The 22,679-nt window shown below is 47.7% G+C and carries 23 protein-coding genes; 17 read left to right on the top strand and 6 right to left on the bottom strand.

The genetic code is table 11. From position 1 onward, the window contains the following. The first annotated feature begins 12 nt into the window (after positions 1-12). The 10 genes from KNQ12_RS11865 (at position 13) to KNQ12_RS11820 (ending at position 10,871) form a co-directional block, all read left to right on the top strand. On the top strand, positions 13-435 hold the full coding sequence (locus KNQ12_RS11865; RefSeq protein ID WP_235147615.1) for a YwiB family protein: 423 nt from the start codon (positions 13-15) through the stop codon (positions 433-435). Further along, a complete protein-coding gene (locus KNQ12_RS11860) occupies positions 425-844 on the top strand; it encodes a hypothetical protein (protein ID WP_023466820.1) in 420 nt (139 codons plus the stop codon). The genes KNQ12_RS11865 and KNQ12_RS11860 overlap by 11 nt, the downstream gene beginning before the upstream one ends. Positions 845-901: 57 nt before the next feature. Beyond that, the gene (locus KNQ12_RS11855; RefSeq protein ID WP_214748378.1) at positions 902-1,339 is read left to right on the top strand and encodes an NUDIX domain-containing protein; all 438 of its coding nucleotides are present in this window, start codon (positions 902-904) and stop codon (positions 1,337-1,339) included. A 104-nt stretch (positions 1,340-1,443) separates the two neighbouring features. Further along, positions 1,444-2,778 (top strand): alkaline phosphatase, encoded by a 1,335-nt coding sequence (locus tag KNQ12_RS11850; RefSeq protein WP_214748381.1) that lies wholly within the window; start codon positions 1,444-1,446, stop codon positions 2,776-2,778. 177 nt (positions 2,779-2,955) lie between these two features. Continuing rightward, positions 2,956-5,091: a (Fe-S)-binding protein gene (locus KNQ12_RS11845; protein WP_214748384.1), complete on the top strand. Its 2,136-nt coding sequence runs from the start codon at positions 2,956-2,958 to the stop codon at positions 5,089-5,091. Positions 5,092-5,248: 157 nt separating this feature from the next. Then, a complete protein-coding gene (locus KNQ12_RS17150; RefSeq protein WP_035399153.1) occupies positions 5,249-5,617 on the top strand; it encodes a MerR family transcriptional regulator in 369 nt (122 codons plus the stop codon). A gap of 36 nt (positions 5,618-5,653) precedes the next feature. Continuing rightward, positions 5,654-6,970: a hemolysin family protein gene (locus KNQ12_RS11835; RefSeq protein WP_023466825.1), complete on the top strand. Its 1,317-nt coding sequence runs from the start codon at positions 5,654-5,656 to the stop codon at positions 6,968-6,970. 178 nt (positions 6,971-7,148) lie between these two features. After that, entirely contained in the window at positions 7,149-8,825 is a 1,677-nt protein-coding gene (locus tag KNQ12_RS11830) for a LytS/YhcK type 5TM receptor domain-containing protein (protein ID WP_214748387.1), read from the top strand. A gap of 92 nt (positions 8,826-8,917) precedes the next feature. Then, positions 8,918-9,946, top strand: coding sequence for an aldose epimerase family protein (locus KNQ12_RS11825; RefSeq protein ID WP_081637451.1), 1,029 nt, complete (start codon positions 8,918-8,920; stop codon positions 9,944-9,946). A gap of 70 nt (positions 9,947-10,016) precedes the next feature. Continuing rightward, positions 10,017-10,871, top strand: a complete 855-nt coding sequence (locus KNQ12_RS11820) for a DegV family protein (protein WP_058265493.1) — start codon at positions 10,017-10,019, stop codon at positions 10,869-10,871. A gap of 54 nt (positions 10,872-10,925) precedes the next feature. On the opposite strand, the gene crcB (KNQ12_RS11815) is transcribed toward KNQ12_RS11820, so the two are convergent. Then, positions 10,926-11,276: a fluoride efflux transporter CrcB gene (gene crcB / locus KNQ12_RS11815; protein ID WP_214748390.1), complete on the bottom strand. Its 351-nt coding sequence runs from the start codon at positions 11,274-11,276 to the stop codon at positions 10,926-10,928. Further along, positions 11,277-11,675 (bottom strand): fluoride efflux transporter CrcB, encoded by a 399-nt coding sequence (crcB, locus tag KNQ12_RS11810; protein WP_214748393.1) that lies wholly within the window; start codon positions 11,673-11,675, stop codon positions 11,277-11,279. Positions 11,676-11,828: 153 nt separating this feature from the next. Between crcB (KNQ12_RS11810) and KNQ12_RS11805 the strand changes: the two genes are divergently transcribed. From KNQ12_RS11805 to KNQ12_RS11795, 3 genes are all read left to right on the top strand, one after another. Next, positions 11,829-13,298 (top strand): methyl-accepting chemotaxis protein, encoded by a 1,470-nt coding sequence (locus KNQ12_RS11805; RefSeq protein WP_058713456.1) that lies wholly within the window; start codon positions 11,829-11,831, stop codon positions 13,296-13,298. Positions 13,299-13,410: 112 nt separating this feature from the next. Then, on the top strand, positions 13,411-14,346 hold the full coding sequence (locus KNQ12_RS11800; RefSeq protein WP_214748396.1) for an NADP-dependent oxidoreductase: 936 nt from the start codon (positions 13,411-13,413) through the stop codon (positions 14,344-14,346). Between the two features lie 168 nt (positions 14,347-14,514). Further along, positions 14,515-15,099, top strand: a complete 585-nt coding sequence (locus tag KNQ12_RS11795) for a DUF4352 domain-containing protein (protein ID WP_214748399.1) — start codon at positions 14,515-14,517, stop codon at positions 15,097-15,099. A gap of 260 nt (positions 15,100-15,359) precedes the next feature. On the opposite strand, the gene KNQ12_RS11790 is transcribed toward KNQ12_RS11795, so the two are convergent. Beyond that, positions 15,360-16,142: a nucleotidyltransferase domain-containing protein gene (locus tag KNQ12_RS11790; protein ID WP_214748402.1), complete on the bottom strand. Its 783-nt coding sequence runs from the start codon at positions 16,140-16,142 to the stop codon at positions 15,360-15,362. 104 nt (positions 16,143-16,246) lie between these two features. Continuing rightward, the gene (locus tag KNQ12_RS11785; RefSeq protein ID WP_214748405.1) at positions 16,247-16,597 is read right to left on the bottom strand and encodes a winged helix-turn-helix transcriptional regulator; all 351 of its coding nucleotides are present in this window, start codon (positions 16,595-16,597) and stop codon (positions 16,247-16,249) included. A gap of 121 nt (positions 16,598-16,718) precedes the next feature. On the opposite strand from KNQ12_RS11785, the gene KNQ12_RS11780 reads away from it, so the two are divergent. Beyond that, positions 16,719-17,567: a VOC family protein gene (locus KNQ12_RS11780; protein WP_214748408.1), complete on the top strand. Its 849-nt coding sequence runs from the start codon at positions 16,719-16,721 to the stop codon at positions 17,565-17,567. A 48-nt stretch (positions 17,568-17,615) separates the two neighbouring features. Here the strand turns inward: KNQ12_RS11780 and KNQ12_RS11775 are convergent, their stop codons facing one another. Beyond that, the gene (locus KNQ12_RS11775; RefSeq protein WP_023466838.1) at positions 17,616-18,401 is read right to left on the bottom strand and encodes an NUDIX domain-containing protein; all 786 of its coding nucleotides are present in this window, start codon (positions 18,399-18,401) and stop codon (positions 17,616-17,618) included. A 272-nt stretch (positions 18,402-18,673) separates the two neighbouring features. On the opposite strand from KNQ12_RS11775, the gene KNQ12_RS11770 reads away from it, so the two are divergent. The 3 genes from KNQ12_RS11770 (at position 18,674) to KNQ12_RS11760 (ending at position 21,377) form a co-directional block, all read left to right on the top strand. Next, positions 18,674-19,255, top strand: coding sequence for a DedA family protein (locus KNQ12_RS11770; protein ID WP_053452466.1), 582 nt, complete (start codon positions 18,674-18,676; stop codon positions 19,253-19,255). Between the two features lie 276 nt (positions 19,256-19,531). Next, on the top strand, positions 19,532-20,899 hold the full coding sequence (locus tag KNQ12_RS11765; protein ID WP_214748411.1) for a PepSY-associated TM helix domain-containing protein: 1,368 nt from the start codon (positions 19,532-19,534) through the stop codon (positions 20,897-20,899). Then, the gene (locus KNQ12_RS11760) at positions 20,892-21,377 is read left to right on the top strand and encodes a FixH family protein (protein ID WP_075642746.1); all 486 of its coding nucleotides are present in this window, start codon (positions 20,892-20,894) and stop codon (positions 21,375-21,377) included. Before KNQ12_RS11765 ends, KNQ12_RS11760 begins: the two co-directional genes overlap by 8 nt. Positions 21,378-21,443: 66 nt before the next feature. On the opposite strand, the gene KNQ12_RS11755 is transcribed toward KNQ12_RS11760, so the two are convergent. Continuing rightward, a complete protein-coding gene (locus tag KNQ12_RS11755) occupies positions 21,444-22,463 on the bottom strand; it encodes a hypothetical protein (RefSeq protein ID WP_075642745.1) in 1,020 nt (339 codons plus the stop codon). Between the last annotated feature and the right edge of the window lie 216 nt (positions 22,464-22,679).

Here is a 22,679-nt window from a genome sequence, read left to right as displayed (position 1 = left end):
GAGGTGATAGAAGTGAAACCAGTAAAGTACCCGGTGTCATTACGACAAGTGACGACGATCGAAGATGGTCCGATGCGTGAATCGGTCGAACTTGAGGCGGACGGCACATTGTTCGAAACAAAAGACGGTTTTGCCGTGAAGTTCGTTCAGCCGGATGAACAACCGATCGATACGACGATCAAATGGTCAAAAGACCAGATCGCTTTGAATCGCAAAGGTCCTGTTGCGATGCATCACGTCTTCATTTTAGGAGAGACGACCAAAAGCCAATATGGCAGTCAATTCGGTCAGATGTTGATGGAAACGGACACGAAGACGATTGAGATGAAACGGCAGCAGATGCAGTTTCGCTATACATTAAAGATGAATGGACAAGCAGTCGGTACGTATATGATTGATTTAACTTGGGAACGGAGTGAGACGAATGGCATTTGAACAAACAGTACGTCAAATGGAGCAGATGTTGGAAGAGGAATGGTTTGAGTGGCTCGAGAACGATGAGCCGCGTTACAACGAATGGCGCGATCAACTCGAAGGACTCGCAGAGCAGGTCATCACGGAATATAATCCGAAGGTCGATCCAGAAGCGATTGATACACTGCTTTTAATTAACGAAGAATTACCGGTCTTATACGGTGAAGATACCGTCATGCTGTATACAGCGCTCTTGAAAGCACGTCAGGAAGACGATCAAGTATACGAGCGTTACTTGACGATTCTTGGTGCGTTCGCGGACGAACAGCATCCAGCAATCCGTGAAGTCGAAAAGTTGGTCGCGAAAAAGGACTATAAAAATGCCTTCGCACGTGCAGTTCGTCTGCCGCAGTCGCTCGGCTTAGAATAAACAATCACAGTGGGCCATCTTGTTTTAGGCAAGGTGGTCTTTTTAGGAGGAAGCGTCATGTATCCACTCTATCGAATCATCGTCGCGATCATCCGTAAGGGCGATCAACTGCTCATCGTCCATAATCAATCGGGTCAGGAGAAACGCTGGAGCTTACCCGGTGGACAGATTGAGTCTGGAGAGACCCTCGAGCAAGCACTGCGTCGCGAGGTGGAAGAAGAAACCGGTTTGACGGTCACATCGTCGTCGTTTGCCTTCTTAACGGAGAACTTCATGCCAACTTATCAAGCGCACAGCCTCGTGACTTATTTTGATTGCGAAGTGAGTGGTGTACTTGATCCAAGTGATCCCGATGAAGAAATCATTGAGACGAAGTGGATCAACCAAACAGAGTTAGCGGAGTACATCACGAGTGAAGACGTCCGTCTTCCATTATCGGCATATTTAGAAGAACAGCACAAAGGCTATTACATGTTTGAAGAGATGAAGTGGTAACTCGGCTGTCATCGTTTCTTTACATTCCTTAAAGCGGTCTCCATCGTTCATTTACATTCGCTCGGTATGATGAAACCATCATCGTGAACAGGGAGGAAACACAAATGAACAAGAAATGGATGGCGACAGGTATTCTCGGTACAGTGCTTATGACGGGAGTTGCGGGCTATACATATGAATCGGCTCAGCCGGTCGAGGCAAAACAAAACACGAAACAAGCGAAGGTTAAAAATGTCATCTTCATGATCCCGGACGGTTATTCAGCTGCCTATGCAACGAATTATCGCTGGTATCAAGGAGGCGAGGAGACGGAACTCGACGGTCACTTAAAAGGAATGATGCGGACGTATTCGGCAAACACGAAAGTGACCGATTCAGCTGCTGCCGGAACGGCGATGGCAACAGGAACAAAAACAAACAACGGAACAATCGGTATGGATCCAAGTGAAAAAGAAGTAGCGTCTATTCTTGATCGGGCGGATCAAGCAGGCAAAGCAACAGGACTTGTCTCGACATCAGCCATCACCCATGCGACACCAGCTGTTTTTGCATCGCACGTCGCAACGCGTGCGAATGAAGCTGACATCGCGAAACAATACATGGATGAAATGAAAGTCGACGTCTTACTGGGTGGCGGTCAGAAGTTCTTTTTTGATCAAAAGAATGGTGGCGTTCAAGAGGCTGGTAATCTAGTGAAGAAAGCAGAACGAGCAGGATACCAGTATGCGGATTCACTCGAAAGTCTAAATGAGACGGATGGTCGTAAAGTTCTTGGATTGTTTGCAGAAGAAGGAATGGCACCAGAACTGGACCGGGAAAACACGAATCAACCGAGCCTTGCGACGATGACGTCGAAAGCCCTGCAAACATTGAAGAAAGACCGCGATGGCTTCTTCTTGATGGTAGAAGGAAGTCAGATCGACTGGGCGGGTCATGCGCATGATGCTGCTTGGGCGATGAAGGATGCAGAAGCGTTCCACCAGGCAGTCGAAAAAGTGCTTCGTTTTGCAGCAAAAGATAAACACACATTGGTCGTCGTCGCCGGTGACCATGATACAGGTGGTATGTCCGTCGGTGGATACGATGAGTACGTAGCGAAACCAGAAGTCTTGAAAAACGTCAAGGCGACGGGGGATGAGATGGTTCGTCAGTTCAACGACGACTTATCGAATATCGCCTCTGTCGTCAAACGAGAAACGACGTTTGATTTGACGGCTGAAGAAATTCAGACGTTGCAAAAAGTGGATGCGAAGAAACGCGTCATGACATTGAATGAGATGATCAGTAAACGAGCGTATGTCGGATGGACGACTGCCGTGCATACAGGTGTAGACGTTCCGCTCTACGCTTACGGTCCACAAAGCGAACAGTTCAGTGGATTGCATGAAAATACGGACATCCCTGGTCTGATGGCCAATGCTATGAAATTAAAAAAATGACGTATTGGACGTGATTAAATCAAGCGGTGGATGATCCACCGCTTGATTTTTTTGAGTACTTATCTGCTTGTGTGACGCAGTAAAAACTAAATGAAAAAAAATGAATGAATAGCCATTCATTATATGCTATACTCATTTCAACACAACTGCTTTAGGGGGAAAGGGGTTTGTTCGAACATGAATACGTTTTTACTCATTAACTGGATTGCCTTCCTACTCGTCATCGGCTATGCAGGCTATCTGTTCACGTCACTCGTCAAAAGTCGTTATGCCGCCATTAAACGGGGGAAAAAGGCGGAATGGACACTGACGAACAAAGAACGAATAGACGCAGTCTTAGTCAACGTCTTCGGTCAAAAGAAATTATTAAAGGATAAGAAAAGTGGCGCCATCCACGTCATGATGTTCTATGGCTTCTTACTCGTTCAATTCGGAGCGATTGATTTTATCTGGAAAGGACTCGCAGTCGGTCAGCGTTTCCCGCACGTCCCACTCGGTCCGCTCTATCCGATTTTTACATTCTTCCAAGAAATCGTCATGCTCGTCATCTTGATTGCCGTCGTTTGGGGATTTTATCGCCGGTACGTCGAAAAACTCGTCCGTTTGAAACGAAACTTCATGGCAGGTCTTGCGTTGATCTTCATCGGTGGTTTGATGGTCGCCGTCCTGTTCGGGAACGGATTCTTCCTTGTTTATGAGAATCATTCGACGCTCGGTGAACCGGTTGCTTCAAGCATCGCGTTCTTATTCAGTTGGGTGCCGGAGTCAATTGCGTTCGGATTATTCGTTTTCTTCTGGTGGGCACACTTACTGTTCTTACTTAGCTTCATGGTTTACATCCCGCAAGGTAAACATGCGCACTTGATTGCCGGTACAGCAAACGTTTGGCTCGGTCGAACGTCGAAAGTCGGGCGTTTGGCACCGATTGATCTATCGGTCATGGAAGAGGCAGAAGACGATGAAGCGGAATTCAGCTTCGGGGTCAACCGAATCGAAGATTTCAATCAGAAACAGCTCGTTGATCTGTATGCTTGCGTCGAGTGTGGACGCTGTACGAATATGTGTCCAGCGAGCGGAACGGGGAAGATGCTGTCGCCGATGGATTTAATCGTTAAATTACGGGACCATCTCAACATGAAAACGGCAGCGATCACTCAACGTTCGCCATGGGCACCTGCCTTTGCGTTCGAAGGATCGCAAGGTAATCAAATCGCTTCCCTGGCAGCAGCCGGACAGATGGATATCGTTCCCGATTCATTGATTGGGAACGTCATTACGGAAGAAGAAATCTGGGCGTGTACGACTTGTCGGAACTGTGAAGATCAGTGTCCAGTCATGAACGAACATGTCGATAAGATCATCGACCTCCGTCGTCATCTCGTCATGATGGAAGGCAAGATGGATCCGGAGATGCAACGGACGATGGCGAACATCGAACGTCAAGGTAATCCGTGGGGGATGAACCGGAAAGAACGCGAAAACTGGCGGAAAAACCGGGATGAACTCGTCGTTCCGACAGCAAAGGAGAAGAAAAAAGCGGGCGAAGACTTCGAGTACCTGTTCTGGGTTGGTGCGATGGGATCGTACGATAACCGAAGTCAAAAAATCGCGATGGCGTTTGCACGTATTCTTAACGAGGCCAATATCTCGTTTGCGATTCTCGGAAACGATGAGAAAAACTCGGGCGATACACCACGTCGAATCGGGAACGAAGTCTTGTTCCAAGAACTCGCAGAAGCAAACATCAAATCATTTGAGAAATACGGCGTCAAAAAGATTGTCACGATTGATCCGCATGCCTACAATACATTTAAAAACGAGTATCCAGATTTCGGACTGAGTCCGGACGTTGAAGTGTATCACCATACGGAATTGCTCGCACGACTGATTGACGAGAAACGGATCACACCGCTCCATGAAGTCAAGGAGCGTGTCGTTTATCACGATTCGTGTTATCTCGGTCGTTACAATGATATTTACGACGCACCACGTTATATTCTCGAGAAGATTCCAGGAATCACGCTCGTCGAGACGGAACGCAATCGGGAAAAAGGGATGTGTTGCGGTGCTGGCGGCGGGATGATGTGGCAAGAAGAAAAAGTCGGCGCACGCGTCAACGTCGCACGGACGGAACAATTGTTGACGGTCCAACCGTCTGTCATTGGGTCAGCATGTCCGTACTGTCTGACGATGCTCAGTGACGGCACGAAGGCGAAGGAAGTCGACGAGGCGGTTGCTACGTACGATGTCGTTGAATTACTGGAACGCTCGATCGTCGGTGTACCAGTCGAAGAACCTGTCGTAACCGTATGAAAAAGTGGGATGAAACGATTATTCTCGTGCGAACGGGAGTAGTCGTTTTTTTTTCTCTTAAAAAGCGCGACGTTTTACTGTATGGTTTTGACATGATAAGATAAAAGAACTAGCTATGGAAAGGAGGTGAGAATCTTTTGGGAAGGCGTTACTTCGAATCGGTCAGGTCGCGGAGACCACCGGCTTATCAAAACGAACGATCGATTACTACACATCACTCGGTCTGTTAACACCAGAGCGTACCGCTTCTGGCTACCGTCTGTATGACGAATCGGTCATTCATCAAATCGAAAAGATTGAATATTTGAAGTCTCAACGGCTTTCCCTGCAAGAGATTCTTGCTTCTTTTACGGAACGGGAACAAAAAACAGGGGAGACGATTTATCAGGAAGTGAAACAACTTCAGGCGACGGTTGAAGGACTCGAGCAGCGTTTGTTACATTCGACGGACGTCGAAAAACAAGCGATCCGCTTAGAACTGTCCCGGCGTCTAACATTGATTGCTTCCTTGATTGCACAGCTTTAATACAAAACAATGGAGGTGACCCCTGTTTAGGGGATTTTGGATACTATATTATTCATCAATTTATTTTTAGTGGTCTTGTTGATTGCGTTGACGGCGTTTTTCGTCGGATCGGAATTTGCTGTCGTTAAGGTTCGGATGTCGCGTTTGGATCAAATGATTCAAGAAGGGAACAAAAGTGCCGTCCTTGCGAAAAAAATCGCGGGCGATCTCGACTACTACTTGTCTGCCTGTCAGCTTGGGATCACGGTCACAGCACTTGGTCTTGGGGCACTTGGTGAACCAACTGTTGAAAAGATTTTGCACCCTGTCTTCGATGACTTCGGGATCTCTGCTGCTGTTTCGACACTCTTGTCGTTTGGTATCGCATTCGTATCCGTCACGTTCTTACACGTCGTCATCGGTGAACTCGCTCCGAAGACGCTTGCGATTCAGTATGCAGAACGCATGACATTGTTGTTTGCCCGTCCACTTTATGTGTTCGGTAAAATCATGTACCCATTCATTTGGTTACTCAACGGTTCAGCGCGTTTATTCCTCGGTCTGTTCGGTGTCAAACCTGCAGGGCACGAACAAGCCCACTCGGAAGATGAATTGAAAATCATTATGGCGCAAAGTTTCCAAAGTGGTGAAATCAACCAAACGGAACTTGCCCTCATGCAAAACGTCTTTGCGTTTGATGAGCACATCGTCAAAGACTTGATGGTGCCGCGGATGCGGATGGAGACGATCTCAGAACGTTTGACGAAGGATGAACTGATGGAAATCTTCATGGATAATCCGTACACGCGTTACCCGGTTACAGAAGAAAATGATAAGGACCGGATTCTCGGATACGTCAACGTCAAGGAAGTCTTGACGGATTATGCGAACGGCAATGAGCATCCGGTGACACACTATATCAAGGATTTACCGGTTGTTTCGGAAGTGACGTCGCTTCAAGAGACACTTCGCAAGATGAAACGGACCCGGACCCATCTCGTTCTCGTCGTCGATGAATACGGTGGAACGGCAGGTCTCGTCTCGATGGAAGACTTACTCGAAGAAATCGTCGGTGAAATCCGTGATGAATTCGACGCAGATGAAGTCGAGGAAATTGAACAGGTCAAATCGGACGAGTTCCTACTCGACGGTACAGTCTTGCTCGCTGACTTGGAAGAACGTTTCAATATTCGTTTTACGAATGTTGAAGATGTCGATACGATCGGTGGCTGGATTCAGATGCATAACATTGATCTTCAGCCAGGTGAGCATATCGATACACCAGACTTCTCCGTCGAGGTGATGGAGATGGAGAACTATCAAATCAACCGCGTCAAGATTTGGTTGCATCCAGCTGAACAAGCAGAAGCATAAGATGGTCGGTTCCTCATGGAGGAGCCGGCTTTTTTTCATCGCATCAGTCAAAAAATCAAGAATGGACGGATTGTGCGAACTTTCAGCCGTCATGATAGGAGAATGCAGAGAGGAGCGGGAATGTAATCTAATACGACTTTATTGTTGATTCGCGTCCTATGAAACGAGGAGGTATTCCGTGCTCGAGCAGATTCCATTCTTACTGAGTCGTTTAGGTATGTTAGCACTGTTAGCCTTTTTATTGTCCCAGTGGCGCATTTCCCGATACATATTCAAGATGGACCGCGGAATGAACCTTCCACTGCTCTTCGCATTCGTGTCATCCGGTATATTGATGAACTATGCAGGAATTGAACTTTCGCAAGATACGACGATTGATCCGTTACTCGGATTAGCCGTCGAAAAAGATGCCTTGTTGCTTGATACCCGACTCGCTGTCATCGTGACGAGCGGATTGATTGGTGGACCTGTGATTGGCGGCATTACGGGATGTTTAGTTGGTCTACACCGCTACGTACTCGGTTCGTTAGGGGCGGAAGCCGGTTGGATCATCGCCATGCTCGCTGGACTTGCGAGCGGCTGGTATCGAAAACGCTGGCGCTTGCATGATGGTTATGCAATTGTTCCGCCCATCGGTATCGTCTTGACAGCATTACTGTTTGAAAGTGGAATCACGCTATTACTTGCACCGGATACGGCAAAAGCACTTGATTTGATGAGTCGTGCTGCTTTTCCGTTACTGTTCGCAAACATATGTGGGGTCGTACTGTTCATCATGATTTTACGGACACAACTTCGACTCGAAGGAGCACTCTTCGTCCGGCAAACCGAGCGTTCCGATCGTCTACTGCAAGCATTACAACCCTTACGAAAGCAGGGATTGACTTCGGAAGTCGCGCGGCAGATCGGAGCGACGTTATTGAAGGAGACGAAGATGCAACGGATCGTCGTGCTCGGGGCGACAGAGGTCGTCATCGATATGACGGACCAGCAACCAGCAGTCTGTGGCGAGCAACCGAGACGTGAGGAACAACGATGGATCGAAGCAGAAGAACCCGTCCGACAGGAAGACGAGCAGACGGGACAAATTCTCAGTTTTCATCCGATGCGCATTAACGGTCAAAAGGCAGGTGTCATCTGTTACTTTTCGAAAGACTTATTTGACGACACCGTCGAGCGGATGACGGAACAACTCGTCCGTTTATTAGCACGAGAGCTGCATATGCATCGAGAAGATCAGTTGCTCCGGTTAAGCGGAAGAAAGATGAAACCGATGTTACATGTCAGCTATCTGAAAGGCATCATCGAAGAAATCCAGCGGACAGCTGATCCAGGAACTCCTGTGAAACATCAACTGAATGCGCTACTTCAACTGTTGACAGCAGCGACGCGGCATGATGAACATCCACTACGCGAGGAACTGGCGACCCTGAAAGCCTATTTATCACTAGAAGGAACACGACGTCGCCCGAATCAACTGACCTCCGCCGATATCACGGTCGATCTTGATATCGAGACCGCTGTTGAAGAATACTTCGTTTTCCCGTTCCTTGTGACACAGCTCGTCGATAATGCACTGCGTCATGCGTTCGTAAAGGCAGGACGCCATCACCGGATTGATGTCCGTGCCTTCAAGGCGACGACAGACTGGGTCATCGAAGTCACGGATAACGGACAAGGGATGCCGCTTGCCGTGATGCAACAACTGGATCAACAGGAGGCGGGGGATTCGAATCTGTTCCTGATTCGACGCGCATTAGACGTGACATACGGTCCGACTGCAACATTACACGTCCACTCGATCATCCATCAAGGGACTCGGATCGAAGTGCGATTACCACTTCCGTCTCTGTAACAACAATGGTCTTTTGCCATTGTTGTTTTTTTGTCTCGTTCCGAGGGTAAATACGAAAACAGGAAAACGTATCGTACAGGAGGAAGCAAATGATGATTACGACAACAGAAGTAGGGCAACTAGGAGATCAGTCCTTGTTACGATTCACGTTACAGAATGTGCATGGGCATAGTATCGATATCTTGAACCGAGGCGCAAAAATTCTTGCCATCCGGGTTCCGGATCAACATGGAATGGTCGAAAATGTCGTACTCGCGTTTGACGACCTATCAGAATACCAAGATGATCCGCATCACTTAGGCGCCACGATCGGACGCGTCGGAGGACGAATTGCGAATGGTGCGTTTGCGCTAGAAGGAATGACGTATGTACTCGAACAAAATGAGGGTGAACATCACCTCCATGGAGGAAGCGAAAATTGGGCGAACCGAATGTTCACGCACGAAATCAACGACGACAAACTTGTTCTACGTTTAGATAGTCCGAGTGGGGAGAACGGCTATCCGGGGCACTTGTCGTTCACGCTGACGTTCGAATGGACGGACGAGAACGTCCTGCATATCCATTATGAAGCGGAGACGACAGCTTCGACACCATTCAGTCCGACGAATCATACGTACTTTAACTTGACGGGTGAGGCGAAGACGACGATTGAACAGCATCTGTTACGAATGGATGCACCTTTTTATGTTCCGTTGACGAAAGATGCGGTACCGACCGGTGATATTCTGCCGGTGACAGACACCGTCTTTGATTTTCTCGATACCCGTCCCCTGCATGAAGTGACACATGCATCAGATGAACAACTCCGCCAAGCAGGTAGTGGGGTTGATCATCCCTTCCTGCTTAGAGAGGGTGGAGAAATCGTTCTCGATGAGCCAATCAGCGGGCGGCGATTGCGCGTCGTGACGGATCAACCGGGAGTCGTCGTCTACACTGCTAATCATTTGTCGGGCGAGTTTACGATTTGTGGAAGACGCGCAACCCCATACCTCGGAATCTGTTTTGAGACACAAGGATTACCGGATGCAATCAACCAACCGAATTTTCCTTCCGTCGTCTTGCATGCCGATGAGCACTATCATAAGCGTACATCGTTTCATTTTCAGATGATGTCATGACGTTTCTTGCGATTTCCACTTCTGTATATGGTAGGATAAAGCGAGAAGAATCTAACGGAGGCTAAGGAAAATGACTAAAATAGCATGGGTGACCGATAGTATGGCCTATTTCACGAAGGAAGAGGCAGAAGCGATCGGCGTCAATGTCGTACCGATTCAAATCTTACTCGGTGATACGGCGTACCAAGAGAATGCGATCACGGTCGAGCGTTTGTTCCGTGCGCTAGATGCGGACAAAAAGCTGATTGCCAAAACATCACAACCAATCTTTGGGGAGTTCGTTGGAACATATGAACGTCTGAAAGAAGAAGGTTATGACTGTGCCATTGCAGTGCACTGTACGAACGGGCTCTCAAGTACCGTCCAAAGTTCAGCATCAGCAGCGGAAGCAGCCAGCTTTCCGGTTCATATCATCGACTCGCATACAGCGTTTGAGAACCAACAAGAGTTCATTCGTTACGGGATGGAGCTCGCGGCACAGGGGAAATCCGTCGAGGAAATCGTCGCAGCCTTACAAGCGTTGACGAAAAAGACCCATTTCTATATGATCGTCGGTAATATGGAGACGATGCGCCGGGGTGGACGTGTCTCATCTGGTGACTTGTTCCTTGCGAACCTACTCAGCATCAAACCGATCATCACGACGGATGAAGCAGGAAAAATCGTACCATTCAAAAAAGCACGTTCTTTAAAGAAAGCTTACATTGAAATGGTTAAACAAATCGACGAATCGATGCGTCAGCACACGTTCTATAAGAACCGGATTTATGTCGCGACGACGATGGCACCGGAAATGGCAGCGGAACTGCGGCAGCAAGTCGCAGCGAAGTTCCCGGATTTGACGATTCTCGAAGGCACGTTCGGACCAGCAATCGGGACGCATGCCGGAGCAGAGACGGTTGGTCTATTCTGGATGAATGATTAAATTAAAACGGATACGACAAGAGGCGACGGATTTTTCCGTCGCCTCTTGTTTCGTTCAAGCTGTAAGTGTAATTCCAAGGAACGCTGCAAGAATTCCGAAACCGTAGCTCGAGATGAGGTAGAGGGTAAGTACTTTACGATTTCCTTCCTGAAATAACTGCAATGTCTCGATTTTGAACGTCGAGAACGTTGTAAACGATCCAAGGAAACCAGTACCTAAGAGTAACGTCCATGTCGTATCGAGATGCGCACCGATGACGAGTCCAAGTAAAAACGAACCGATTACATTAATCAGGAACGTCGCTAATGGAAATTCGCGTTTCCAAAACGTCTTCATCCATTGACTGACGGCAAACCGACTGATGGCGCCGCAAAAAGCACCGATGGCGAGAGCAAGTAGCGTCATTCACTCACGTCCTTTCGTCACGTGACGCAGTCGTCGTGTTCCGAGCGCGTAACCGACATAAGACAGGAACAAACCGCCAAATAGGCTGACGAGTACGTAGAGGAACGCGTCCGCTAAATGATGTTCATTAAGTAAGGTCACCGTCTCAACGCTGAATGTCGAAAACGTCGTAAAGGAGCCGATGAAACCCGTGCCGATGGCTGTGATCGCATATTGATGTAAGAGTTTCGTTCGAAATAAAAAGTGTGTCGCATAGCCGAGAAGAAAACTCCCGATCAAGTTGATCGCAAGCGTCGCCCACGGAAACGGACCAGTCGTGAAGTCGTTAATCAGCAGTCCGAGCCCATACCGTGCCGAGGCACCGAGAACACCTGCGAGACCTACGAGTACATACAGCATAGAAATCCTCTTTTCTGAAAAAGTCTACGTTAACCGTACTCCCGCTTTCAAGAAAGCGTCAAGAAAAAAAGTCACTCGAGAGACTTAACGAATGAATTCTTTCTGCCGATGAACAACTGTATGACTTTAATAAGGTGAAGGAGTTTGAACAAGATGGTATCTGCCCTCGAGCAACAAAGTACAAAGATTTTGTCCCGCCTGATTGCAACGTTAATTACGATTGCGCATCCATTGATTTTCTTATTTGCGCAAATGAATTACGTCCCAATCAGTGTGTTTTATCAGTTTTTAGTCGGTGGTTTGATCTTGACGGTCGCGTTGCTTGTGGGCAACCGCCTACTTGGACATCGTCCGAGCGGGAAGTACGTCCAAGTGACGTTAACGTATTTCGTACTCGCTCTCGTTTTGGTGACCTTGCCGTCGCCAAGCATTTGGACGATCGTCTATCTCTACTTGACGATTTCAATCGTCTATTTAATTCCGCGTTTGGTCATTCTCGCCGGAATCCTTGGACTCATTGAGATGGCAGTATTCACAATGCTGGGAACGATTGTCTTTACGAATACATTCGACTTGATCGTCGCCTATGTCATCTATTTGATGATTTTCTCAGCGGCTGTTTTTGTCGCTGTCTTTGGACGGAACGTCATGTTAGCCGTCCGCCAAGAACAAGAACGGTCGGAAGCCTACGCGGCGACGTCGCAAATTGCTCTCGAACAAACGGCAGCAACCGCAACGGAAGTAACGACGTTTACGGAAGAGATGAGTGAAACGGTCGACGCGGCGAAGGATTCCTTCAGTCAGGTTGATCTGGCGATGCAACAGCTGGCACATGATGCAGCAGGAAGCGTTCAAGCGATTCGTGAAATTCGCCAATTGAACGACCAGCAAGTCAACCGGATGGAGGATGTGACCGTTTCGGTCGACCACGCACTCGAGCGCAGTTCGTCCTCGCGAACGACAGCCGAAAAGAGCAGGCAGACGATTGGTCTTGCCGGACAATCCTTACAACAATTGACGACGAGCATGGATGAGTCGGTCACGTCGTTCGGACAGCTTGCTGGACGTTTCCAGGAAATCGTCGCCATCACGTCGAGCATTAATGCGATTGCGGCGCAAACGAACCTGCTTAGTCTTAACGCATCGATCGAAGCAGCTCGTGCCGGCGAGTTCGGAAAAGGCTTTACGGTCGTTGCGCAAGAAATTCGTAATCTATCAGCACAGACGGCAGAAGCGTCGAAGGAAATCAATGCGATCATCGAACGTGTTGATCAGGACGTCACGCAAACAGGGAACTCGATTCATGCGAGTACGACATTGTTACGTGAGCAGGAAGAACGCATGGCAGAGAGTCAGTTAGCGCTACAGACGATCGAGACGGATACAACGGAAGTTGTTGGATCAATCCAGTCAGCGCAGACTCAGTTCGCGACGATGACGAGCAGCCTTGCCGCCATCACGGCAGCAGCCGGTCAACTTGATACGTTCATGAATGCGTTGCTCGCGCAAAGTGAGTCGTTATCTGGTCTGACGCGTCATCAAGTTGGACAGGTCATGGAACTGCAACAGGCGATTCATGCCTTAAACGAAACGGCATCCACTCTTCAGCAAACGAGTCGTTAACGAAACAGCTCCTCATCGATCGATGGGGAGCTGTTGTGTATCTTCAGACTGTTTGTCGGTGGAACGGACGGGGAAGAAGATAGGGAACGAATATTGAAGGAGGAGTCAACGGATGAAGGCAGCTTACATTGAACAGTATGGTGGATCGGAACAATTCAAGGTCGGAGAACTGGAAAAGCCGGTCATCGGACCAGATGATGTCTTAATCGAAGTCTACGCCGCGAGTGTAAACCCGGTCGATTGGAAACTACGCGAAGGATATTTGCGTCAGATGTTGAGCTATGAGATGCCGCTCGTCATCGGTTGGGACGTTGCTGGTGTGATTCAGGAAGTCGGAGAAAACGTCTCGGATCTTCAAGTCGGGGACGCCGTCTTCAGCCGCCCGGAAATCGCCCGTCAAGGAACGTATGCAGAGTATGTCGCAGTCGATGCGCATCTCGTCGTCAAAAAACCAGAATCGCTCAGTTTCGCAGAAGCAGCGTCGCTTCCACTCGTCTCGCATACAGCGTGGCAAGTCATGTTCGAAGTGATGGATGCGAAGCCGGGTGACCGGATCTTCATTGGTGCCGGATCAGGGGGCGTCGGAACGGTTGCGATTCAACTTGCGAAAGCGAACGGTTTGTACGTTATCACGTCAACAAGTACGAAAAATGTCGACTGGGTAAAAGCACTTGGAGCCGACGAAGTCATCGACTACAAACAGGAAAATCCGGCGGATCGTGTTCGCGACGTCGATTTTGTGTTTGACACGATGGGCGGCGACAAGCAAGCCGAATTGTATCAGATGCTGAAGCCGAACGGCATGCTCGTCTCGATTTCCACGCCACCGGATGAAGAGCAAGCGAAAGAGCATAATGCACGATCTGCATATGTCTTCATGCAACCGACGGGTGAGCGTTTGCGACATATCGCTAAAGCTGTCGAACGTGGCGAGCTACAACCTGTCGTCGACCGGATTTTTGATCTGGATCAAATCAAGGAAGCACATGATTATGGCGAAGAAGGGCACGCAAAAGGCAAAATCGTCATCCGAGTCAAAGGAGAATAAGGAGAGGAGGGCGCTGAAATCAGCGTTCTCTTTTATTTTTTGTCAATCTTTTTATCGAACCATAAACAAAAAATAACCTGGTTAAAAAAGTGTAAAGGATAAGGGGTTGCTTCTTCCTATACTAGGGCTATCAGACGTGAGTCAGCCACATTAAAAGGAGGAAGTAACATGAAAAAAGGAGTGAAGTGGGCAGGAATCATCGTGATCGGAGCAGTCATTCTCGGGAATCTAGGAGATGACGAAGAACAAGCAGCACCGGAGAAAAAAGTGACAGTCGAACAAGAAACAGTCAAATCAGAAGCAAAACCAGTGAAGGCAAAAGCAGCTGCAAAACCGGTCAAGAAGACGTACGGAGTGAATGATCAGGTAAAGGTCGGAAAACTGACGTACGTCGTCAACGACGTCAAGATGGTTGATACGTTGTCGAACGTTCTCGGAGAAAAGAAAACATCAGGACAATTCTTAGTCATCGGTCTGACGATTCTAAACGGAGATAAGGAAGAGCGATTCGTCGATAGCAACATGTTTAAAGTCAATGTCGGCGATACGGAATACTCAGCCGATACGGAGCTCGATCTCTATGCGAATGAAGACGGAATGGGCTTCTTCTTGGAGACGATCAACCCGAATATCGAGAAAAGCGGCAACATCGTCTTCGAATTACCGAAACAGGTGAAAAATCCGATGCTTGAAGTCTCGTCTGGCTTTGGCTGGGCAGGTGGACAATCAAAAGAGATTCAATTGACACAGTAATGAGTGACCATAGAAGAGAGTCAATAAAAGAATGACGCGTCTTTTCACGCCCTTTCCTCAGGCGAGACACAAGCCAGTTTTCCTGCTTCATTTAAGCAGGAAAGCGGGTCTTGTTTGTCTCTGACAGCGCATAAATGCGCTTGTTCCTTTAGGAGTGGCGTGAAACGCGTCATTCTTTTTGTTACGAGAAAAGAGTGGCAGATCATCATTCTGCCACCCTTATCTTTGTGGAAACTGATTTTTGAGTCAGCCCCTTCTTGTTACCGTCCTGATTTTTGGATCGAGAGTTCAGGCGTTAATCGATCGAGTAAAGCGAGCGTCTCTGGATGAGCGGCAAGCGTCTGGTCGAGCGCGTTTCGTTCAGTTTCTAAACAAGCTAAATAACGTTGAGCCGCTTCAGCGTGCGTTGCGGGTGTCAGAACGTCGTAGATTGCTTCAAGAGCAAGGCGTGGATGGTCTGGTAATGTCGTCGGAATCGTCTTTAATCCGAGTTGCGCTCGTTCCGGAACATGATGATGGAGCAATACTTTTGCAAACTTAATCAAGGCGCTACGGAGCATCTCGACTGCCCATAAGTCATTTCCCCGTGCTGCTGCTTTTTTATATTGAAACAAGAACCAGACAGCATCGATTGCTTCATCGGTCGCTTCTTGAGCAGAAAGCGTTAAGTCGCAAGTATTCGTAAAGTCCGTCAACTGTTCTTGTGGATCATACAAGACACGCAATTGATCCTTATGATTCAGCGAGTCGAGCGTCACCGTAAACAAATCAATATGTAGCAGATCATCATAGACGACGATCATTTGTGGGGCGATGATATCAATCTCATCTTTCCAGATGATTGAACGATAAGCAGAAAGGTGGGACAAACGACGCGATAAGAATTTTGTTTGACGTTCTTCCGAGACGAGACAGTACAGATCGATGTCTGAATGGACATCTTCTTCTCCCCGTCCAAAAGATCCCTTCAAGAAGATGGCTTCGACTGCAGGATCTTGTTTGAGTCGAGCAACTAGTTGCTCGATCGCATGAAGTTGATGCATGAGGACTCATTCCTTTCCGAAAAACAGAAGTCTATTACGTCAGTATACGGGATAATAGACAGGTTTTTCCATAAAAAATGAGAAATCACATCGAAATGGATTCCTCATTTGGAAGCGGAAGCGAGTTTTTCTTTCTGTTCAAGATGGAGGACATGCTGTTCACCCCATGCATTGATCGCGTCAAGAACTGGAATGAGCGTCCGACCATAATCCGTCAGAGAGTACTCGACACGGGGTGGGACTTCTTGATAAATCTCGCGATGGACGATATCGTTCAGTTCGAGCTCACGCAGTTGAGCCGTCAGCATTTTTTGCGTAATGTTCGGCAATTGTCGTTTCAGTTCACTGAAGCGGAGCGTTCCGTGTGTGATCAAGACGAGTAAAATCGACGGCTTCCATTTTCCGGTCAAGATTTCGAGTGCTGTCTCGACCCGACAGCTTGGTGTCTCTTCCATCAGTCTTCCTCCTTCATGGTATCGTTTAGGATACTATACCACTTATTCGTGCCTACTTCCGCTTCGATCGCTTCCGCGTAATAATAGGGATACGAGCTATTTCATTGAAGGAGGAAACAACATGTCGATTCATCCACAAATCACACTCGGTCCTGTTCGCTTGCGTATTACGGACCTCGACCGTTCGATTTCATTTTATACAACGTCACTCGGATTACGCGTGCTGACACAAACGGATCAGTTGACGGTACTTGGTGCACAAGATACACCACTCGTTGAACTTGAAGTCTATCCGAATGCCCGCCGTTTTCCACCAAACTCGGTCGCCGGGTTATATCATTTTGCGATTTTGCTACCGAACCGAAAAGAACTTGGTTTCGTCATCCGAAATCTGATTGCACAAGGGATCGAGATTGGTCAAGGCGACCATCTCGTCAGTGAAGCCTTTTACCTATCGGATCCAGATGGGAACGGGATCGAGATTTATGCCGATCGTCCACGTGAGACGTGGACGTATGAAGCTAATGGTGATGTCAAGATGACGACGGATCCCGTCGATTGGCAAAGTATGCTCGTCGAAGCGGGAGAAGAAGACTGGTATGGCATGCCGAGCGATACGGTCATGGGACATGTCCATTTCCACGTCAAGACACTCGAAGCAGCACGGTCATTTTATGTCGAGACGCTCGGCTTTGAAGTTGCCGCTGACGCTTCGCGGATGCGTGCATTGTTCGTTGCTGCCGGTGGCTATCACCATCACATCGGTCTGAACGTCTGGTCTGGTGTCAACGCACCAACGAATCCGGAAGATGCGGTCGGACTCGTCTACTGGACACTACGTTATCCGGATCAAGCGACGCTCCAAGCAGCGATCGAGGCGTTGAAGTCTTCCGCTTATACCGTTACGGATCAAGCAGGCGATGTCTATGTCACCGATGATGCCGGAATTACCGCTCGATTGACAACGTAACCGAAAAAAATCCCCTTACAGTGAAAACACTGTAAGGGGATTTTTGGTTTACCGTGAAGACGACGTTGCGTTACCGTCGTACCGACTGATCAGTTCATACGGTCTGACTTTATATAAGGCATGCGGGAAGTAATGGGGATCCATTGCATCAAGCGTCCGCAACTGAAAGTGTTCCCGTTTGATATACTCACTCAGCGAGTCACGTGTCAGTGGGAAGAAGCCGACATCCGTCGTTTCGCCTTCTTGTGTCGCGAGTTCACCACCAACGGCTTTCCCACGGAAACAAACGCACAGGACGTGACTTGAGACATTTTGATAGATACCGGTGATGCCATCGATTGTGACATCAACACCGGTTTCTTCTTTGACTTCCCGTTTAATGGCGTCAAGAATCGATTCGTGATTTTCGACTTGTCCACCCGGCATCTCATACGTATCACCCCGGTGGAGGTTGCGGACGAGCAGGACTTCACCGGCATCGTTCGTGATGTACGCGGTCACGCTGACGATCGCGCGAGGGGGAGCATACGTACCGGTCGCTGTCATGAAATCTTCATAGGATTTGATATAGAGGTTTTTGCCGAGACGCGCGCGCTTCTTCATCGCTTCGCGACGTAAAGCACTGTTGCGGACATCACGATCGACTTGTTCGTAATGTTCACGGTCGCGATATTCCCAAATGGCGATGACTTCATCTTCTGCCTCGGTCACCCAGCGACCAACAAGACGGGCACCATGGCTGACTTGGAGCGGGTACAAATAGGTATGGAAAAACTCAGTGAATTCTTCTAGGCGTTCGGGACGAATCGTATAGGTCTTCCGGCGATGTAACATGGAAATTCCTCCTATCAGATGAGCGTTCAGATGTACGTTGTACCCCTTCTCGAACGGACGGATGAAACCCTTTTTCTCGATGTGGGAAAAGGAGTTTTTATTGAACGATTGCGTATACATGTCCTACGGTCTACGTGACTTTAAATCATCGATGATGATCTCTTTTGATCGGAAAAGTATAACTAAAGAAGAACTTAAGAAATGGATAGGGCTCAACTTCAGAAAAATCGGGGATACTGAAAGTAGAGAGAAACAGAAAGAAGGGATACGTGATGGATATCATGGCACTCGTCCGCCTGGCTGGCGGAATCATGTTCACCCCATTGTCGGACGATGTCTTGATGATGAGTTTTGCAGCACTTCGATTACGAGAGGGAATGTACCCGGTCGTCATCTGGCTGACCGCTTGGCCGGTCTTCTTCATCGCCTTTACGTGGTTTTATCTACTTGCTCGGTTCTTCCGCGAGATTCCGCTCGTCAAACGATGGATGAAGTCACGTTTCTTAGAACGAGCAGAAACGATCATCGAACGACGCGGGTTATGGGCGATTGGACTATCGTTCTTCTTACCCGGCGTCAGACATCCGATTCATTATGTCGCCGGACTCCTTGGTTATCCGTTACCGCGTTATTTAGTAATGACATTCTTAGCAGCAGGCGTGTATACAGGACTCTGGACTTTTTTGATCGTCCGGATCGGAGAAGCTGTCACGTGGTCGGAATTGTGGAACTGGCTTCAGGTGAATCCCGGAATCATCAGTGCGATCGTAGTCATCTTAATCGGTCTAGTAGTAACAGGTATCGTATATCATCGGCGTCAAAAGGAATCAGTCGAGGAAAGTTCTTCAATATAAAAACATCACACGAGCAAGCGAATCCAGATTAGGATTCGCTTTTTTAGATGAAGTTTGGTTTTATGAATAAGGATAGTTTTTTGAAATAAGAAGTAATCTACAAGAAAAGTGAAATCATTGTCAAAAAAAGACGTTTTTCACTTCTTAAAAGCTACGTGATTTACACACTGTATTGGCAATTTATCGTCACAAGCAAGTGGCTGAAATTGGATTGTAAACGCTTATACTAGAAGATGTTCACAGAGTGGACATATTTATTGCCAGAGGAGGATACATATGAATCTCATGCAGACGGAAGAGACGGTCAAAAAAGCACCGACTTCTTCTGCTCACCGGACGATTTGGCGGTGGCATTTTTATGCTGGTATCATTTTTGCACCGTTCCTAGTCATGCTTGCTGTGACAGGATCCATTTATCTTTTTAAGCCACAAATCGAAAACGTCCTGTATCAATCGTATTATGAAGTTACACCACAAGCAGATCGCATCACTGCGACGGAACAGATTGATCGCGTCAAAGCGAAGTATCCCGATGCACTTGTCACGTCGTACCGACCGGGTGAATCCGACGATCGATCCAGTGAAGTGAAGGTCTCGTCACCAGACATGTCGGCGACGGTCTTCGTCAATCCGTATTCTGGTAAGATCATCGGAACATTATCTGACGATGACCGGATCATGAATAAAATCGAAGAGATCCATGGAGAACTGATGGCGGGAACGACTGGCGACCGGATCGTTGAACTCGTCGCCTGTTGGGCGATCGTCTTGATCGTGACGGGACTGTTCCTATGGTTCCCGCGTAAGCAAAAGGGACTGTCAGGCGTCTTGTTCCCGCGTTTTCGTCAAGGCAAGAAGTTATTCCGTCGTGATCTCCACGCTGTTCCAGCATTCTGGATCACAGCAGGGATGCTGTTCCTGATCTTGACTGGCTTACCGTGGTCCGGTTTCTGGGGAACGAACTTCCAGTCCCTTGTCACGAACCAAGGGCTTGGTTATCCACCGTCCATCTGGGGTGGGGAGGCACCGACGTCAACACTTCAAACGAAGGATATCGCGGAAGTCCCGTGGGCTGCCGAAACACTTGATGTCCCGCAATCAAAAGTCGAAGGAGCCGTCCCGGCTTCGATCGATGACATCGTTGCAATCGGCAAACAACAAGGGATGGATCCAAGCTTTAAGATCAGCATTCCAAGTGATCCGATCGGTGTCTATACGCTGTCTGCGTATCCAGCGAAAGCACAGAATGAAGCGACGATCCATCTCGATCAATATTCCGGTGCCGTGCTCGCCGACTATCGTTATGACAACTATGGTATCGTCGGAAAGATCGTCGCTACCGGAATCACACTCCACAAGGGAACGGAATTCGGCTGGTTCAATCAGTTAATTAGTCTGTTGATTTGTCTCGGAATCATTCTCGTGGCAGTCAGTGGTTTCTATCTTTGGCTGAAGCGAAAACCAAGTAAAGGGATGGGGGCGCCGAAAGGACCGAAAGCATTCATGTTGAAAGGATTCCTCGCTGTGCTTGTCGTGCTGGGAATCGTCTTCCCGCTCGTCGGTCTATCGTTGCTCGTCGTCTGGCTGGTCGATTTCCTCGTCATCCGTCGTATTCCGAGTGTAAGGAGGTTCTTCAATGCGTAAATCGATACAAACACTCATGCTCGGCGGACTGCTCGTCACGACGACGAGTCTTGCTGGCTGTGCGGTCGATTCCGATGCAGCAGAACAGTATGCCGTAGCTAAGCCGTTATCGATCAAAATGAATATCCCAAAGGACTTACAACCGGATGCGAAGAAAAAGCAGACGTTTGAAGCAACAGTCTGGCGTGAAGCTAAACCGGTTCAAAAAGTCGATTATGTACATTTCGAAATCTGGAAAGCGGATGGAACAGTACGCTATAGTATGGAACCGGCAGAAGAGACAAAGCCAGGTGTCTATACGATTGCGAAGGTACTACCGAAATCCGGCTTGTATTATGTCAAAGCGCATGCAAGCAGTGAAAGTGCGATGATCATGCCAACACGGCAGTTCATCGTCGGTGAGTTATCGAAAGAAGATTTAAAAATCTTACAAGGTGGAGCAAAACCAGCTGGCGGAAGTAGCGGTCACCATCATTGAAGAATAATGAAATAAAAAATGAGAGGGCGGAATACTATTCCGTCCTCTCATTTTTCGTATAGACGATTAATCGTCATCACCATGATCTCCGTGATCATCCCCGTCATCGTCTCCATGATCGTCTGAATCATCATCTTGATCATCATCTTCTGAGTCATCCGAAGAATCATCGTCATCCGAGTGCTCATCTTCTGATTCGAGTTCCTGTCCATTATAGAACTTGATCTGGACGTGTAACGTTTTGATGTTTGGTAATTGAAGCGCCTGTGCGACTAACGTTAATAATTCTTCTTCCGTCATCGATGGTGTGACGAGAAGACGATCTTTTAACGTCGCAACGTCAGTAATACCAATCTCGTCTTTAAAGCGCAATTCTTTCCGTTGATGTTCATTACTGTAACGCCACTCGAACTTTTTCTTATTCGTATCCGTCACTTTGATCATGATCCGTTTGAGTTCTTGATTATTTTGAACGCCGTCTTGATCCGTATCTTCCTGATCATCTCGAGTCCCGTCCTGATCGCTATCTGCTTTTGTTGGATCAGAACCGAGTTCAAATTCGTCTTCGTTGATAAGCGTATCCCGGTCCCGGTCTTCTTCATTGTCTTTGATGCCATCACGGTCTGAATCCTTTTTCAATGGTTGCGTACCGACGATGAACTCTTCTCGTGTCGTCAATCGATCCTGATCTTGGTCTTCTTTATCATCAGAAATACCATCTTGATCAGAATCCTTCTTCAACGGATTTAGATGCGCTGTGTATTCTTGTTGATTCGTGAGTGAGTCGCGGTCCGAATCCTCTTTCCCATCCTTGATCCCGTCACGATCCGAATCCGATTTAGTTGGGTTGAGACGAAGTTGATACTCTTGTACATTCATCAAACCGTCGCGATCGTGATCTTTTGTTGCGACTTGTTTTCCATATCCCAAATGATATTGTTTTTGCCAAGCATCTGGAATCCCATTTTTGTCTCGATCGACTTGCACAACAGGTTTCTTCTTCGCTTTACTTTTTGCTTCGACAGGTCCAACTGCTTGCGAGACGACGAGCGAAGCAAGTACTGCGCCAATGACAATCCGTTTCATAAGTCCACTCCTGTTCTATAAAAGATAAAAGATGAGGTTATAAGAAGATTCTAATGAAATGATTAGAAAATAAGTTGGCTATTTCGCGAAATGAGTAAATAAAAACTAAAAAATAATGAAAGTGCTACATAAGTTTATTTCGTCAGAAAAAATATTTTAAATAAAAAATGTAAAAAGATAAAACCATTCGTGAACTCCTTACGTTATCTATGTGAA

This window comes from Exiguobacterium sp. s11, assembly GCF_018619015.1.
Taxonomy (GTDB): domain Bacteria; phylum Bacillota; class Bacilli; order Exiguobacteriales; family Exiguobacteriaceae; genus Exiguobacterium_A; species Exiguobacterium_A indicum.
The sequence above is the reverse complement of the archived record's forward strand: the minus strand, read 5'-3'. Positions and strand labels throughout refer to the sequence as shown.